Source organism: Paraburkholderia aspalathi (assembly GCF_905220735.1).
GTDB classification, from domain to species: Bacteria; Pseudomonadota; Gammaproteobacteria; order Burkholderiales; family Burkholderiaceae; genus Paraburkholderia; species Paraburkholderia aspalathi.
This window is the reverse complement of the sequence record NZ_CAJNBA010000018.1, coordinates 14074-29911: the sequence shown is the minus strand read 5'-3', so window position 1 is coordinate 29911 and position 15838 is coordinate 14074. Positions and strand designations below refer to the sequence as shown.

Sequence of the window (15838 nt, the reverse complement as noted above, 5' to 3'; positions counted from 1 at the left end):
CGCAGACCTGCCGCAAACCCGCACTAACAGGAACGAGACCGAGCCTATGACGATTCGCGCCCTGCACGTCGCAAGCGAGCTGTATCCCCTCCTCAAAACGGGCGGTCTCGCCGACGTCGCAGGCGCGTTGCCGCCCGCGCTGATCGAGCGCGGCGCCGACGTGCGGGTGCTGCTGCCCGGCTTTCCGGCGGTAGTCGCCGGCTTGACGGACTTGCGGCCGGTGGCGCAACTGGGCCGCCGCTTCGACTCGCCGGGCGTCACGCTCGAACAGGGCACGCTGCCGTCGAACGGCCTGATCGTCTACGTGATCCGCGCCGGCTCGCTGTACGACCGGCCCGGCAACCCCTATCTGAACGACGAACACGTACCGTACGGCGACAACGCGCAACGCTTCGCCCTGCTCGGCTGGGTCGCGGCCCAACTGGCGCAGCACCTCGATCCGGCGTGGGCGCCGCAGATCGTCCACGCGCACGACTGGCACGCCGGACTCGCGCCCGCCTATCTGAAGGCGGCTGAACGGCAGCACGGCCGCTCGTTCGCGCGCAGCGTCTTTACTGTGCACAACCTCGCGTATCAGGGCGTGTTTCCGGCGCATCAGTTCGGCCAGTTGGCGCTGCCTGACGACTTCTTCAACATGCGCGGCGTCGAATTCTATGGGCAGTTGTCGTTTCTCAAGGCAGGCCTTTACTACAGCGACCGCATCACCACCGTCAGCCCGACTTACGCCCGCGAAATCCAGACTCTGGCCCAAGGTGGCGGGCTCGACGGCTTGCTGCGCCATCGCTCGCACGATCTGAGCGGCATCCTGAACGGCGTCGACTACTCGGTGTGGAATCCCGCCACCGACGCGCTGCTCGAAGATCACTACACGGACACCCGTCTGGCCGGCAAACTGGCCTGCAAGGAGGCGCTGCAAAAGCGCTTCGGCCTCGCGCAGAAAAGCGATGCGCTGCTATTCGGCGTGGTGAGCCGGCTGACCGAGCAGAAAGGCCTTGACCTGCTGCTCGAGGCGGTGCCGGAAATTGTCAAACGCGGCGGGCAGCTGGTGGTGTTCGGCACCGGCGACCCGGCGCTCGAAAACGGTTTGAAACACGCCGCGCATGCGCATCCGGAATCGGTGGCGGTCGAACTGGGTTTCGACGAAACGCTCGCGCATACGATCGTCGCCGGCAGCGACGTGATCGCGGTGCCGTCGCGCTTCGAGCCCTGTGGGCTCACGCAACTGTATGCGCTGGCTTATGGGTCGCTGCCGCTCGTGCATTGCGTCGGCGGCCTCGCGGACACTGTTGTGGACGCGTCGCTCGAAAATCTCGCCGAGGACCTCGCTACAGGCTTCGTCTTCGAACGATTCGAGCCGAAGGGCATTGCGGCGGCGATCCGCCGCGCGTTTGCGCTCTATGACCGGCGCACCGAGTGGAAAGCCACGCAACGCCGCGCGATGCATCAGGATTTCGGCTGGGGCGCCTCGGCCGAGCGCTATCTGGCCTTGTATCGGGAACTATCCTGATGGTTCGACGCAACAACACGGGGACGGATCGACTCGCGCGTGACAAACTCATGTATTGTTTCCTGACTATGCAGATCGCGCATTTTTCTTGCACCATCTGAAATACAGTCACGAAATACAGTCACGCCGCTTCAGGCGCCCGGCCAAAGCCGGTTCGTTACTGCGGCCATCCTTCCGTTCTCATTGATCGCGCACCACGCTTGCGCGGGCCACACCATGACGAAAAACGTTCTGAGCATCCAGTCACATGTCGTCTTCGGGCACGCCGGCAATAGCGCGGCCGAATTCCCGATGCGGCGGCTCGGCGTCAATGTCTGGCCGCTCAATACCGTGCAGTTCTCGAACCACACGCAATACGGTCATTGGACCGGCGGCGCGATCGAGGCCTCGCAGATGGAAGAGCTCGTCGAAGGGATCGGCGCGATCGGCATGCTGCCGCGCTGCGACGCCGTGCTGTCCGGCTACCTGGGCACGCCCGAGCAGGCGCAAGCGGTGCTGGAGATCGTCAAGGCCGTGAAGGCCGCCAATCCGCGCGCGTGGTACTTCTGCGATCCGGTGATGGGCGCCGCGAGCGGCTGCAAGGTCGAACCGGGCATTCAGGAATTTCTCGTGCGCACCATGCCGGAAGTGGCCGACGCGATGGCGCCGAACCATACCGAGTTGCAGCGCCTCGTGGGCCGCGAGATCGAGACGCTCGAAGAAGCCGTGACCGCGTGCCGCGAGGTCATTGCCCGCGGGCCGAAGCTCATGCTGGTCAAACACCTGCTCGATCGCAACAGTCCCGCCGACCGTTTCAACATGCTGGTCGTCACCGAGCGCGAGGCCTGGATGGGCCAGCGTCCGCTCTACCCGTTCGCGCGGCAGCCGGTGGGCGTCGGCGATCTGACGAGCGCGGTGTTCGTCGCGCGCACGCTGCTGGGCGATTCGATCCGCTCGGCCTTCGAGCACACGCTGGCCGCCGTGAACGGCGTCGTGAAAACGACATGGCAGGCCGGGCGCTACGAGCTGGAACTGGTGGCGGCGCAAAACGAAATCGCGCAACCGCGTGAATGGTTCGACGCGTGGGTGGCGGAAACGGCTTAGGTCCTATAATGCGTGCCGAGCAGGCGTGGGCCGCCACCCGCCCGCGCCGCATTTTCTTAAGGCATCCGGCATTTCGCATTTAGCAGACGAGGCATCGATGGACGGTTATATCCGCAGCGAGCGGGAAGAGTTTTTTGAGCAGTTGTGCATCAGTGTCGACGCGGACGAAGCGCACGAGCAGGAAGCAATCGAGTACTTCGAGAACCAGTTCGACCAGGCCGACTTCGATCCCGCACAGTGGCTCGACATCGCGCTGTTCTATTCGCCGGCGGTAGCGCGCGGCATCGTCGAAATGGTGACGGCCGACGACAAGGCGCGCAGCAACATCGCCGAAATCATCGCCGACAACCTCGACATCTCGTACGGCGAGGACGAGTGCCAGCAGTTCGCCGAGACCATCGAATTCGCGCTGAACAACGGCGTGCCGGTGGACATCGACCTGGTGCTCGACGGTTGCCAGCGCGCAATCGACGATCTCGACACCTGGGCCGACGACGAAACCAAGGCGCCCCTCCTGCGTCTGCGCGAAGAGCTGCTGCGCCAGCAAGGCGAGCAGTGACCATGTAGTTTCAGGCCGGCGCGCTCGCGCCGGTTTCTCGAGCATCATCCGCAAGCCGCAACCAGGCCTTAACAAGCAGGCCGTATCCCCCCGCTTACCCGCCCGCACATCGGCTCCATGCTTCTTAAGCATATGCCGCAATCCGCACCCGCACGCTGCCGCTGACAGGCCTCCAGCCCAAGCGCTGTGCGGCCTATGCCGAAATGCTCATTCAAAGCGCCGCGAACTGCCAAGACGGTCGCAAATTGGCTTTCTATATTCGCGCCAGATTGACCGGCATGTGAACGCCATTGCGCACGCCCCAAGGGTTCTTCCTACCGGCGTATTCCAGCATTGTTGATGGTGACCGATCGTCCGTACTCTTGATGACGCGCGCCATGCGAGGTCGAACCCATGCTTGCGCGTCGATCCAGCGTTACCGCCTTACCGCTTTCACACCTGAAACTGTCGATGGAGAGAAAGACCATGAGTCTTCGCAACACGCTGAAACCGCTTGCACTGTTCGTTGGCGCTGCCTTCGCGATCGCGCCGCTGGCCAGTTTCGCCGACGACCTGCCGGTGAAGATCGGCTTCGCCGCGCCGCTGACAGGCGCCAACGCGGGCTACGGGAAGGATCTGGAGAACGGTGTCCGGCTTGCCATCGAGGAAGCCAACGCCCAGAAGATCAAGATCGGCGACAAGGTCGCACAATTCCAGCTCGTCTCCGAAGACGACCAGGCCGATCCGCGCATCGGCGTGCAGGCCGCGCAGAAGCTGGTCGACGCGGGGGTCTCGGTAGTCGTGGGCCACTTCAATTCGGGCACGACGATTCCTGCCTCCCAGGTGTACGAACAGGCCGGCATTCCGGTGATCGACCCGGCCGCCACCAACCCGATCATTACCGGCCGTGGCTTCGCGAACACCTTCATGGTGATTTCCACCGATGCGCAGAACGCCGGCAACGCGGGCGTCTACGCCGTCGAGGTAACGAAGGCCAAACGCATTGCGATCATCGACGACCGCACCGCGTTCGGCCAGGGCGAGGCCGACGAGTTCGAGAAGGCGGTGAAAGCGCACGGCGGCACCATCGTGACGCGCGAATACACCGACAATCACGCGGTGGACTTCAGCACGCAGATCACCAAGATCAAGGCGACCAATGCCGATCTGATTTTCTTCGGCGGCCTCGATACGCAGGCGGCGGGCTTCGCGAAGCGGATGAAGCAACTGGGGATGAACGCACAGCTAGTGGGCGGCGGCGGCGTGATGGATCAGGACTTCATCAAGCTCGCCGGCGACTCGTCAGAAGGTGCGATGGCCTGGGAATACGGCAGACCGTTGGCTCAGTTGCCGGGCGGCAAAGACTTCTCCGCGAAGTTCAAGAAGCGCTTTGGGGTCGACATCCTGTCGTACGCACCGTTTGGGTATGACGGAGCATGGGCCGCGATCAAGGCGATGCAGCAGGCAAAATCCAGCTCGCCGGCGGTCTACCGGCCGGTGCTCAAGGCACTCGATTACGACGGCGTGACCGGCAAGATTTCGTTCGATAGCACCGGGGCGTTGAAAAGCGGCGCTTCCACGCTGTATCAGGTCAAGAGCGGGGCATGGGTGCCTATCGTGACCAAGAGCGGAAGTTAAGCCAAGCGTCTCTTTTTGCCCATGACGGCATTGCTGTTCATGCGGCAGTGGCGGTACTTCTTTACCGCCGCTGCCGTGGGCACGGTCGATGCCGTACCTGCCTGCCTACCTGCCTGCCTTCAACACCACCTCGGCGTCGAGATCCCGCTCGATCCGGATCAGATCATCTTTCACGCCGGCAAAGTCATCGGCAGAGCACATCTGATGGCCGAACGCGGCGCGCAGGTGTCGCCTGACCTGCAAGACCCGCGTGGCAGGATCGAACACGTAGCGGGAAGAAAACTCGAGGAAACGATCTTTTACCGTGGCATCCGGCGGCACATCCGTCACGCGGGCGAAGCCCGGCAATGTCATTGCCAGCGTTTCATCGAATTCCCCGCCGATGCACGCCCAGGGCTGTGTCCGCGAAGGCTCCGCCAGCCACGCCTGGACCTGCCCGGCCATTCCACCGGATAAGCTCGTCAGGGCCGGCACAGCGGTCGTCCCATCGGTCCAGACAAAATGCGCCACCCGTCCCTGCATCGAGGTGGAAAAAGGTCCATCGGTCGAGGTCAGATCGCCCGTGCGCAACTGCGCTGTGCCATGCAAACCCGTCAGCAGTAGACGGTTCGCCGCAATCTGTTGCGTGCGCTGCCGGGTTGCCCGTCGGAACATATTGCGTTCGAGCTCGGCGGTATAGCCGGCGTCTTCCACGCGATAGGCGTAGTTGGCCGCCCCGCTCTCATCAACGTCGATCTGCAGGCGCGCCGTGCGCTCGCGCAACTGGGTGGCCGGCGTGCGGGACAACCCGCCCTCGTCGACCAGCAACACGGGCCGGTCCATCACGCTCGGCGGCAAATAGCCAAAACTCATGCCGCCTGCCGTGGTGTCGGCAAATAGCGATAGGTCAGGAATCCAGACAATTGCATGATTGATCGCGCTCTCGCCGTAGCCGGGCACCGCCGGCAAACTGTAGTACGGCCCGAGATTGAGCAGCACGGCCTCGCTGCGGATGCCGACCGCGGCGAGAAGCGCGCTGTACAACGCGACGTGGTCCTTGCAGTCGCCATAGCGGTTGTGCAGGATGTCGATCGCCTTATGCGGGATCGCCGCCGTCTCGCCGAGAAACAGCGCCACGTAGCGAATATTCAGGCGCATCCAGTCGTACAGGATCTGTGCCTTCGCACGCGGGTCGCTCGCCTCCGCAGTCAGGCTCCGCGCGAGTTGAACGATGGCCGGGTCGCTCATCGTCGCGTCGGCGGCAGGGCCGCGATAACGCGCGGCGAAATTCGCGAAGTCCGGTACGGTCGACACCATCAGCCGGTCACCCCAGTTCGCATAGCCCACCGCGCCCGCTTCGAGTGGCGCATACGGGCCGTGCTGGTAATCGAACTCGTAGCGGGTGCGGCCGTTTGCCGTGACCGGTGGCAGCGCGACGTAGCCGCGCGCGTCGGCATAAAGCGGCACATCGGCGGGCAGATCGAAGATCAGACGCTGCATCTCGACAGGTTCGCGCGTCGGTTCGACCAGGTACGCGAACGTGCCGGCTTGCAGGGGCTTCGTGCGCGTCTTGCGAAACGCCAGATGCACGCGCGAACCGGGCTCGACGCCCGGGAAGATCACCGTGCGCAACACGCCGTCTTCGAAACTCGGTGCGCCTGCTGAGCGCGGTTCCTGCACGTCACGGATCGCTTCAGGCCCGACCGGATGCGCGACGCCGTTCAGGTCGATCGTTTCCGTGGCCAACAGTTGCACCCGCTCGATGTCCTTGTTGAACCACACATAGCGTTGCGCGATATCGTCGACGCCGCTCGTCGTGTTGGCCCGCAGGACCGTGTCGTCATGTTCTTCGACGGAGCCGTCTTTCTGGATCACGAAGAGGTGGACGTCGCGCTCCGTCGTCGAGGGGGAGAGGTCGTCGTTTGGGGTACTGGAGGTGCTCGAAGAAACACTCACCTCAGCCTGCGCGACGGTTGCACACGCAACCAGCGCCAACGCTGCGGCCAGCTTCACGAACGCCAACCACCGCGTCATGCGCGACGCGCCCTGCCCCGCGCGCGCCACGCACGCGGACTCGACGCAAACTCCGCGCGAAACGCGTGATTGAAATTCGACAGATCGTTGAACCCGCAATCGAGCGCGATATCGACGACCTTCGCGCTGTCGTCGTGAAGGCGCAGCGCCGCCGCTCGCAAGCGCGCGCGCAGCACATATTGATGCGGCGTCACGCCGGTCACGCGCTGGAACGTGCGCAGGAAGTAGAACTCGCTCAGACCCGCCGCGGTAGCGAGGCTCGTCAGCGTATGCGCGGCGCCTGGCGTGTCGTCGATCAGGCGCACAGTCTGCGCCACGCGCGACCAGGCTGCGGCGCTTGCGGGCGGTTCCGCACGCTTCAATGCACCCGCCGCCTTGAGCGTCGAGACGGCCACTTCGACTGCCAGTTCATCCCACACCGCGCCGCCCATATCCAGCGCGCCGGCACAGGCACGCGCGATCAGCGGCGACAACGCGGGCAGCGACGGAATACGCGCGCGCCTGAAGTTGAGATCGCCGCTCGCGATTCCCGCGTCCGCGGCAAGCCGTTCGAAGTACGCCGGCGCATAGCGGAAGGCAATGCAGCGATCGCCGGGCGCATGCCGATGGCCGCATTCAAAGCAGTCACCCGTATTGCCGAGCAACAGCGCGCCGGGGGTCAGCAACGCGCGCCCGGTCGCGGTCCGGTAGCCGAACGAACCGGCCACCACCATCGCGATGCACACGCCCGCGTGCCGCTCCTCGAACGGTTGGTCGTGTGGGCCGAAGGTGCAGAGGATGTCCGCGACATCCCAGCTCGCGCCCTGGGCCAGCGGACGCGCGTTCGTGCTGCCGCGCGTGCCTTCCCGCGCGCGCTCTTCGAGCGCCTGCTGCAAAGTGACGGCAATTTTCCCCAAGATGCACCTCGGCTGAGTCCGTATCGTCGTTTTAGCACATCGGCGGCCGGCGCGGTTCTGCCTGTTACGGCGATGGCGCTTTCACTGAACGCCCGAAGGAGCACATACGATGAACATGCTGAACGAGACCATCGATTGCGGCTTTCACGCCGCCTTGAGCGCCCCGGCGCGGGCCGCCGACATCGATGCCGCCGACGACCTCTACGGCTGGCTGATCGGCAGTTGGGACATGGACGTGCTGCACTACCGCGTCGACCTCGGCAACGCGCGCCGCCGCGGTGAGATTCATTTCGGCTGGGTGCTGGAGGGCCGCGCCGTGCAGGACGTTTGGATCATGCCACCGCCCCGCGAACCTCACGCGGGACTCACGTCCGCCGACACGATGTACGGCACCACGCTGAGAGTGTGGGACCCGGCGCTGCGTGCGTGGCGCGTGACTTATATAAATCCGCTGACCGGTCAGCGCGATGAGCTGGTCGGCCGGCGCGTCGGCGATGATCTCGTGCAGATTGGCACTCATGCCGACGGCACGCCGATCCGCTGGAATTTCACCGACATCACGAGAGATTCGTTCCGCTGGACCGGCGTCGCGCTGGCGCAGGATGGCGTGACATGGACACTCGAGGCGGAATTTCACGCGCGACGCAGGCGTTAGGCTGCGGCCGGACGATCAGGAGGTCCAACAAGCCTGCATGCAACAAAGACGCCCAGTTGCACAAGCTGCAAGCTTCAATCCCCTCCCCCAATCTGCGCAAGCAAAGCCTGCAAGCGCTCCACATGCCTGAGCAGCAAATGCCGATGCTTTTCGATCTGCTCGAGCCGGCCAGCCAGGTCGGCCTGAATCGGGTCGTCGAGATCGGCGGCGGCGATCACGTCCTCCACTTTCGATCGCATCGACGCAAGCTCCACCGGCGCATGACTCAAATGCCGTTCGAAACGCCGCACGTCCTGTATCGCCAGATCGCGAACTTTGCGGAAGTGGGCCTGACGCCGATGCGCTTCGGCGTCGAGCGTCTCTTCTTCCACGCGTTTGGCCGGCGCCGTCTGGCCGAAAATCGGCTCGGGCGGCCGCAGCACCGTCTTCTTGCGCACCGGATGCGCCGTGCCGCGAAAACGCGCGAGCGGCTGTTCGTTGTCGATCGCTTCGCGCGCATTGGCCGGTATGTCCTGCTCGGTATGCGACACGTTCATCCAGCCAGCCGGCAAGCCGGTGACCGCTTCGATTCCGCGCACGAACTCCTCGCTGAATTCGCGCTGACCGGACAACATCAATTTGAGGTAGCTGGCGGAAAAGGTCATCATGCGCGCAAGACGCGTCGCGGCGCCGACCTCGCGGGTCAGCAGCACCAGATTTGCTCGCCAGACCGGGAGTAGCAATTCGTCGGAATCTTCCATCGCTGGGTCTTCCATCTTTTTGCCCGATGTACGGATGACGCGCTTGCACACGTCATCGTTTTGAAAGGGTAGCCGCTTCTGCGCATGGGGCGCAATGCCCGCGTGCATCCCGCGACTGTCGAGGTATCGAAATGACGCGCTACGGCACGCCGCTGCCCGGGGATAAAACGCCACGAAGGCCGGCGTTTTGAGTTGACCCGTGCATTCGGTCAGCGTTCCTTCGCTGCGCGCGTGATGTGTGGCATCCTTTCGAACCGTTGTGGCACGCCACGTGCTGCAGCGTTAGCACCACCACCATGATTTAAGGATTCTGTAATGAAGAAAATTGTCCTCGCCATCGCAGCAACGATCGTCGCCCTGAGCGCCGTCGCTCCCGCTCAAGCTTACGAGCACCACCGCGAATGCCACAAGGTGCGCGTCCACCATCACTGGGAACGTCGCTGCCATTGAGCGTTACGCAGCGCCCCTGGCGCGCGCATCGAAAAGCCTCGCCACAAGCGGGGCTTTTTTGTAGCCGCTCCGCTTCGACGAGGCTCCGGTCAGATCTTCAGCGAAACCTGCAACGCTCTATACGTTCGGCGCGAACGCCGCAGCATGCAATCACGGACACATGCTGTTACACCTTTGCGGTGTGGGCCGACGCGGTCGCGGCCTCGCGGAATGCGAAGCACGGCGAACCGCGTGGAAAGATGAAATGGATACCGCGGACAGCGGCGACGTCGGGCTTCCGCCGTTAAGCCGCTTTAACGCGCTCCAACGCCGTCATCACAAGCTCTTCCAGCAAAGGCCCGATCTTCGCAGCCAGCGCTTCGTCATACGCATACGGCATCTGCTCTTCCATATACGTAATCTGCGACAACTCGAGCTGGACCGCGTGCACACCCTGCGACGGCTGCCCGTACTGCCGCGTGATATACCCGCCCTTGAAGCGCCCGTTGGCGACAGCGGAATATCCGCCATGCCGTCCGACCACAGCGGCCAATTCCTCGCCCAATCCGGCCACTGCGCTGGCGCCGTTCGACGTGCCGAAGTTGAAATCCGGCAGACGTCCTTCGAAAAAACGCGGCACGTGCGAGCGAATCGAATGTGCTTCCCACAGCAGCACCTTGCCGTGCTTCGCCTTCAGCGCGGCAAGCTCACCCGTTAGCGCGTCGTGATAGGGCTTCCAGTAAGCATCGCGACGACGCGCGACTTCGGCGTCGTCCGGCAGATGGCCGTCGAGGTACAAGGGTTCCTTGTCGAAAGTATCGACCGGCAGCAAGCCAGTGGTGTCCTGCCCCGGATACAGATTCGCGCCGTCGGGCGGACGGTTCAGGTCGATCACATAACGCGCGTAGGTCGGCGCCAGGATCGACGCGCCCATGCGTTTCGCAAACGCGTAGAGACGGTCGAGATGCCAGTCGCAGTCGTCGGTGCGCTGCGCGACCGGCGTCATCGTTGCGGCGATATCGGCGGGGATTTGCGTGCCCAGATGCGGGATCGAAATCAGCAAGGGCAAGCTTCCCTGATGCAGCGATAGAACCGGCGGAGTAGTAGTAGACGAAGCAGTCATGTCAGTCCGGAATCGATGGAATCGATAAAAATCGAAGGCTCAGCGTGTTCAGCCATTCATGCGAGCCTTGCGCTTCAGGATGTGGCAACAGCCAACGGCGTCAGCAGTTTACTTGAGCAATTCGGCGAGCGCCCCGCGATAACGCGCGTAAGCGCCCTCTTCATCACGATGGCGGCGATTGTCCACAACTTTGTCGCCGCCCGCGTAGACGTCGCGAATCGGCGTCTCGCCATGTTCGCAGAATACAACGCCCGAGAGCCACGCGTTCGGCGCGTGCTCGGCAATGCTCGAATGATCCGCGTCGAGCACCAGCCAGTCGGCGCGGCGGCCGGCTTGCAATGCGCCCACTGCGCGACCGGTGGCATGCGCGCCACCTTCGAGCGCCGCGTCGAACAGACGATCGGCCACGTGCGTGGCGTGCGCGGATGCCAGCACATTGCGCTGACGGCGTGTCAGGCGCTGGCCGTATTCGAGCAAACGCAATTCCGCCCGCCAGTCGACGCCGATATGGCTGTCCGATCCGACCCCGATGCGCCCTTCTGCGTCGAGATACTCTTGCGCCGGAAAAATGCCGTCGCCGAGATTCGCTTCGGTAGTCAGACACAAACCCGCGACCGCGCCGCTTTTCGCGAGCGCCAGTGTTTCGTTCGCATCGACATGCGTGGCGTGCACGAGGCACCAGCGGCTGTCGACCTCGAAACGATCGAGCAGCCACTGCACCGGCCGCGCACCTTCGGTTTCGAGGCAGGCGTCGACTTCGGCGGTTTGCTCGGCGATATGGATGTGAACCGGCGCGCTTCGATCGATGCCATTCAGCAAGGCGTGCAACGAATCGGCCGATACCGCACGCAACGAATGCGGCGCGACGCCATAACGCAACGCCGCGCTCTCGGGACGCGCCGCGCGCACCGTGCCGAGCAGATCGAGCAGACTCTCCGGTGTGTTGATGAAGCGCTGCTGATCTTCGCGCGGGGGGCGCGAGCCGAAACCGCTGTACTGATACAGCACGGGCAGCATCGTCATACCGATGCCGCTCGCCGACGCGGCGTCCACTACACGTTGCGCCAGTTCCGCCTGATTCGAATAGCGGCTGCCATCCGGCGTGTGGTGCACGTAATGGAATTCGCAGACCGATGTGTAGCCCGCCTTCAACATCTCGATGTAGAGCCACTGCGCGACGGCAGCGAGCCCTTCCGGCGTGATCCGAGCGGCGAAGCGGTACATCAGATCGCGCCAACTCCAGAAGTTGTCCGTTGCGTTCGCACGATATTCGGTCAGGCCGGCCATCGCACGTTGAAACGCGTGCGAGTGAAGATTTGGCATGCCAGGCAATACGGGGCCCGCGGCTTTTTGCACACCGTCGGGAACTGCCGCCGTATCGGGCGTCACAGAGGTCAGCGTGCCGTTAGCGTCCCATTCCAGCAGCACATTGCGGCGCCAGCCGTCGGGTAGATAGGCGTGATCGGCGAATAGTGATTGTTTTGATTGCATCATCTCTCAGGCCCTAGCTCAAATCACGCCGTGTATAAACAGTCTCGCCTGCACGCACGACCCGCGCGCACAACGGACGCCCAATCCAGTAAGCCAACTCAGCAAGCGAATCCACCGACCACACCGCAAAATCCGCCGCGCGCCCGGCTTGCAGCGAGCCATGCTGGTCTGCCTTGCCGAGTGCACGCGCCGCATGCGTGGTCACGCCTTGCAGCACTTCGGGCACGGTCATGCGGAACAACGTGGTCGCCATGTTCATCATCAACAGCAGCGAGGTGGTCGGCGACGTGCCGGGATTGCTGTCAGTGGAAATCGCAATCGGCACCTGATAACGCCGCAGCAAATCCAAAGGCGGCAATTGCGTCTCGCGGATGAAGTAGTACGCGCCGGGCAGCAGCACGGCGACGGTGCCGGACGCTTTCATCGCGGAGACGCCCGCTTCGTCGAGGAATTCAAGGTGGTCCGCGGACAGCGCATGGTGACGCGCGGCCAACGCCGTGCCACCACCATTCGACAACTGCTCGGCGTGCATTTTCACCGGCAATTGATAGCGCTCCGCGGCCTGGAACACGCGCTCGCTCTGTTCCAGAGAAAAGCCGATGCGCTCGCAAAACACGTCGACGGCGTCGACCAGTCCTTCGTCGGCGAGCACAGGCAGCATCGTGTTGCAGACTTCGTCGATGTATGCGTCGGCTCTTCCCGCGAATTCAGGCGGCAACGCGTGTGCACCGAGAAATGTCGTATAGACCGTTACCGGATAGCGCTCGCCCAACCGGCGCGCGACGCGCAACATCTTGCGTTCGCTGGCGAGATCGAGGCCGTAGCCGGATTTGATTTCGACGGTCGTTACGCCTTCGGCGAGCAGCGGTTCGAGGCGCGCGGCCGATTGGCGGAACAGCGAGTCTTCATCAGCGGCACGCGTGGCGCGCACCGTCGAAACGATGCCCCCGCCCTGCCGCGCGATTTCTTCATAACTGACGCCCGCGAGACGCTGCGCGAATTCATCCGCACGCTGGCCGCCGTACACCAGATGGGTATGGCAATCGACGAGGCCTGGCGTCACCCACCTGCCGTGCAGATCTTCGCGCGGCCATGCGGCATAGTGAACGGGCAAATCGGAAGCCGCGCCGAGCCAGGCGATCTTGCCGTCTTCAACGGCAATCGCGGCATCGGCCAGCGTGTGTTGGGGATCGCCCTCAGGGCAGAGTTTCAGGTGATGCCAGACGGTTTGCTTCATCGCGTGCTCTTTGCAGCTCGTTGCGTGTCTGTGGTGGTTCGCGGCGCGCTTCGCCTGGCCTTTGCCAGGTGTTTGGCAACATTCAAGCGCGCACGCGAATCGTCGTCATCGTTGCGGTGATCACGTATAGCGGATGCTGATCGCGAGCAATGCGCCCGCGCCCTCGGCCACGCATGACAGCGCGTTCGGCGTGTCGATGCGCAGTGTGTCGTCGGCTTCAAGCACTTGCGGTTGGGCTTCGCCACCGAGCGTGACTGAAACCGCGCCGCCTGCGCAGAACAACAACACCACGTCGGCGGACAAAGTCCGTTGCGTAGCGCCGCGCCATACCTCAGTTTCACCCACCGCCGCACCGCGGCGGACCATCAGGTTGAAGTCGCGCGTGGCGCCGTCGACCAAACGTGCATCGATTCGCGCTTCGCCCGCAAACTGCGCGATATCGAGCGGCTGAGTCAACGCGTGCGTCTTCACGGCGTGAGCACCGGTGTCGTCGGTTTCATCGAGCAGCATGCCCGCGCCCGACAACAACACCAACGTGCGGTCGATGCCCGCGAAACGCGAGAACGGCCCCGCTTGCGCCACGTCGGCGATGCTGACGCGCCACGTGAATGCGTCGAGGCCTGCGCCTGCGGGAAACGCGCCCACTTCGCGCGTGACGCCGCCGCCGTTCTTCCACGGCGCCGCCACGAGTTCGGCGCCGCGGATGAGCGTCGTGGTTGCCACGTTCGGGACAACCGCCACGATCAACGGCCCAGCATCGGCAGATTCAGCCCTGCCTCGCGCGCCGTTTCCTGCGCGAGTTCATAGCCCGCATCCGCGTGACGCATCACGCCCGTTGCCGGATCGTTGAACAGCACACGGCCGAGGCGTTCCTTCGCAGCATCGGTACCGTCAGCGACGATCACGACGCCCGAGTGCTGGCTAAAGCCCATGCCAACGCCGCCGCCATGATGCAGCGAGACCCACGAAGCGCCGCCTGCCGTGTTCAGCAGTGCGTTGAGCAACGGCCAGTCGCTGACCGCGTCCGAGCCGTCTTTCATCGATTCGGTTTCGCGATTCGGGCTTGCCACCGAACCGGTGTCGAGGTGATCGCGGCCGATCACGATCGGCGCCTTCAGCTCGCCGTTCCGGACCATTTCATTGAACGCCTGACCCAGACGATAACGATCCTTCACGCCGACCCAGCAGATCCGCGCCGGCAGACCCTGGAACGCAATGCGTTCGCGCGCCATGTCGAGCCAGTTGTGCAGATGCGGATCGTCAGGGATCAATTCCTTGACCTTCGCATCGGTCTTGTAGATGTCTTCCGGATCACCCGACAGCGCGACCCAGCGGAACGGGCCCTTGCCTTCGCAGAACAGCGGGCGGATATACGCCGGCACGAAGCCCGGGAAATCGAACGCGTTTTCAACGCCCATTTCCAGCGCCATCTGACGGATGTTGTTGCCGTAGTCGAGCGTAGCGGCGCCACGTTCCTGCAGCGTCAGCATTGCTTGAACCTGCTTGGCCATCGACTGCTTGGCGGGCAGCACGATGCTGTCCGGCACCGTCTTCTGACGCTCGCGCCAGTCTTCGACGTTCCAGCCTTGCGGCAGGTAGCCGTGAATCGGATCGTGCGCGCTGGTCTGGTCGGTCACGCAATCCGGCGTGATGCCGCGCGTCACGCATTCAGCGAACACATCCGCTGCGTTGCCGAGCAGGCCGATCGAAACCGGCTTGCCTGCTTTCTTCGCTTCTTCAAGCATGGCGAGCGCTTCGTCGAGCGTCGCCGCTTTCTTGTCGACGTAACGCGTCTTCAGACGGAAGTCGATACGCGTCTCGTCGCATTCCACCGCGATCATCGAGAAGCCGGCCATGGTTGCGGCCAGCGGCTGTGCGCCGCCCATGCCGCCGAGACCACCCGTCAGAATCCAGCGGCCCGAAGGGTCACCGTTGAAATGCTGGTTCGCCACCGAGAAGAACGTCTCGTAGGTGCCTTGCACGATGCCCTGGCTGCCGATATAGATCCAGCTGCCCGCGGTCATCTGCCCGTACATCATCAGGCCCTTGCGATCGAGTTCGTGGAAGTGTTCCCACGTCGCCCAATGCGGCACCAGATTCGAATTAGCCAGCAACACGCGCGGTGCGTCCGCATGCGTCCTGAACACGCCGACCGGCTTACCCGATTGAATCAGCAGCGTCTCGTTCTCTTCGAGGTCTTTCAACGACGTGAGAATCTGATCGAAGCAATCCCAGTTACGCGCGGCACGGCCAATACCGCCGTACACCACCAGCGCGTGCGGATGCTCGGCGACTTCCGGGTCCAGATTGTTCTGGATCATCCGGTACGCGGCTTCCGCGATCCAGGTCTTGCAGGTCTTTTCCGCGCCGCGCGGTGCGCGGATCGTGCGGGTCGGGTCCAGACGCGGGTCGATGTGTTTCGGGTTGTTCATGGTGGCCCTCGGGATGCTTGAAAATGTGCGGGAGAAGTTCAGGGAAATGAGTCGGA

14 protein-coding genes are annotated in these 15838 nt (G+C 63.6%); 6 read left to right on the top strand and 8 right to left on the bottom strand.

Annotation, left to right across the window (positions count from 1 at the left end):
* The first annotated feature begins 46 nt into the window (after positions 1–46).
* From glgA to KHO30_RS38335, 4 genes are all read left to right on the top strand, one after another.
* A complete protein-coding gene (glgA, locus tag KHO30_RS38350) occupies positions 47–1507 on the top strand; it encodes a glycogen synthase GlgA (RefSeq protein ID WP_093646776.1) in 1461 nt (486 codons plus the stop codon).
* Between the two features lie 216 nt (positions 1508–1723).
* On the top strand, positions 1724–2590 hold the full coding sequence (pdxY, locus tag KHO30_RS38345; protein WP_054040545.1) for a pyridoxal kinase PdxY: 867 nt from the start codon (positions 1724–1726) through the stop codon (positions 2588–2590).
* Between the two features lie 97 nt (positions 2591–2687).
* Positions 2688–3149, top strand: coding sequence for a hypothetical protein (locus KHO30_RS38340; RefSeq protein ID WP_054040547.1), 462 nt, complete (start codon positions 2688–2690; stop codon positions 3147–3149).
* Between the two features lie 465 nt (positions 3150–3614).
* Complete coding sequence (locus KHO30_RS38335) at positions 3615–4766, top strand: branched-chain amino acid ABC transporter substrate-binding protein (protein ID WP_054040549.1); 1152 nt, start codon at positions 3615–3617, stop codon at positions 4764–4766.
* A gap of 105 nt (positions 4767–4871) precedes the next feature.
* Here the strand turns inward: KHO30_RS38335 and KHO30_RS38330 are convergent, their stop codons facing one another.
* Complete coding sequence (locus KHO30_RS38330) at positions 4872–6779, bottom strand: DUF3857 domain-containing transglutaminase family protein (RefSeq protein WP_211704017.1); 1908 nt, start codon at positions 6777–6779, stop codon at positions 4872–4874.
* Positions 6776–7675: a helix-turn-helix domain-containing protein gene (locus tag KHO30_RS38325; protein WP_211704016.1), complete on the bottom strand. Its 900-nt coding sequence runs from the start codon at positions 7673–7675 to the stop codon at positions 6776–6778. Before KHO30_RS38325 ends, KHO30_RS38330 begins: the two co-directional genes overlap by 4 nt.
* A gap of 109 nt (positions 7676–7784) precedes the next feature.
* Here KHO30_RS38325 and KHO30_RS38320 point away from each other — a divergent pair, with 109 nt between their 5' ends.
* Positions 7785–8330: a hypothetical protein gene (locus tag KHO30_RS38320; protein WP_211704015.1), complete on the top strand. Its 546-nt coding sequence runs from the start codon at positions 7785–7787 to the stop codon at positions 8328–8330.
* 74 nt (positions 8331–8404) lie between these two features.
* Here the strand turns inward: KHO30_RS38320 and KHO30_RS38315 are convergent, their stop codons facing one another.
* A complete protein-coding gene (locus KHO30_RS38315) occupies positions 8405–9070 on the bottom strand; it encodes a hypothetical protein (RefSeq protein WP_093646809.1) in 666 nt (221 codons plus the stop codon).
* A 315-nt stretch (positions 9071–9385) separates the two neighbouring features.
* Here KHO30_RS38315 and KHO30_RS39640 point away from each other — a divergent pair, with 315 nt between their 5' ends.
* The gene (locus KHO30_RS39640; RefSeq protein WP_266212797.1) at positions 9386–9520 is read left to right on the top strand and encodes a hypothetical protein; all 135 of its coding nucleotides are present in this window, start codon (positions 9386–9388) and stop codon (positions 9518–9520) included.
* A gap of 283 nt (positions 9521–9803) precedes the next feature.
* On the opposite strand, the gene hutG is transcribed toward KHO30_RS39640, so the two are convergent.
* The 5 genes from hutG to hutU all read right to left on the bottom strand — a co-directional run bounded on the left by hutG (position 9804) and on the right by hutU (position 15782).
* A complete protein-coding gene (gene hutG / locus KHO30_RS38310) occupies positions 9804–10622 on the bottom strand; it encodes an N-formylglutamate deformylase (protein ID WP_211704014.1) in 819 nt (272 codons plus the stop codon).
* Positions 10623–10730: 108 nt separating this feature from the next.
* On the bottom strand, positions 10731–12116 hold the full coding sequence (locus tag KHO30_RS38305) for a formimidoylglutamate deiminase (protein ID WP_093646766.1): 1386 nt from the start codon (positions 12114–12116) through the stop codon (positions 10731–10733).
* Between the two features lie 10 nt (positions 12117–12126).
* Positions 12127–13350 (bottom strand): imidazolonepropionase, encoded by a 1224-nt coding sequence (gene hutI / locus KHO30_RS38300; RefSeq protein ID WP_211704013.1) that lies wholly within the window; start codon positions 13348–13350, stop codon positions 12127–12129.
* Positions 13351–13470: 120 nt separating this feature from the next.
* Positions 13471–14073, bottom strand: a complete 603-nt coding sequence (locus KHO30_RS38295) for a HutD/Ves family protein (RefSeq protein WP_244864240.1) — start codon at positions 14071–14073, stop codon at positions 13471–13473.
* Positions 14074–14093: 20 nt separating this feature from the next.
* Complete coding sequence (gene hutU, locus KHO30_RS38290; RefSeq protein WP_093646762.1) at positions 14094–15782, bottom strand: urocanate hydratase; 1689 nt, start codon at positions 15780–15782, stop codon at positions 14094–14096.
* Positions 15783–15838 lie beyond the last annotated feature (56 nt).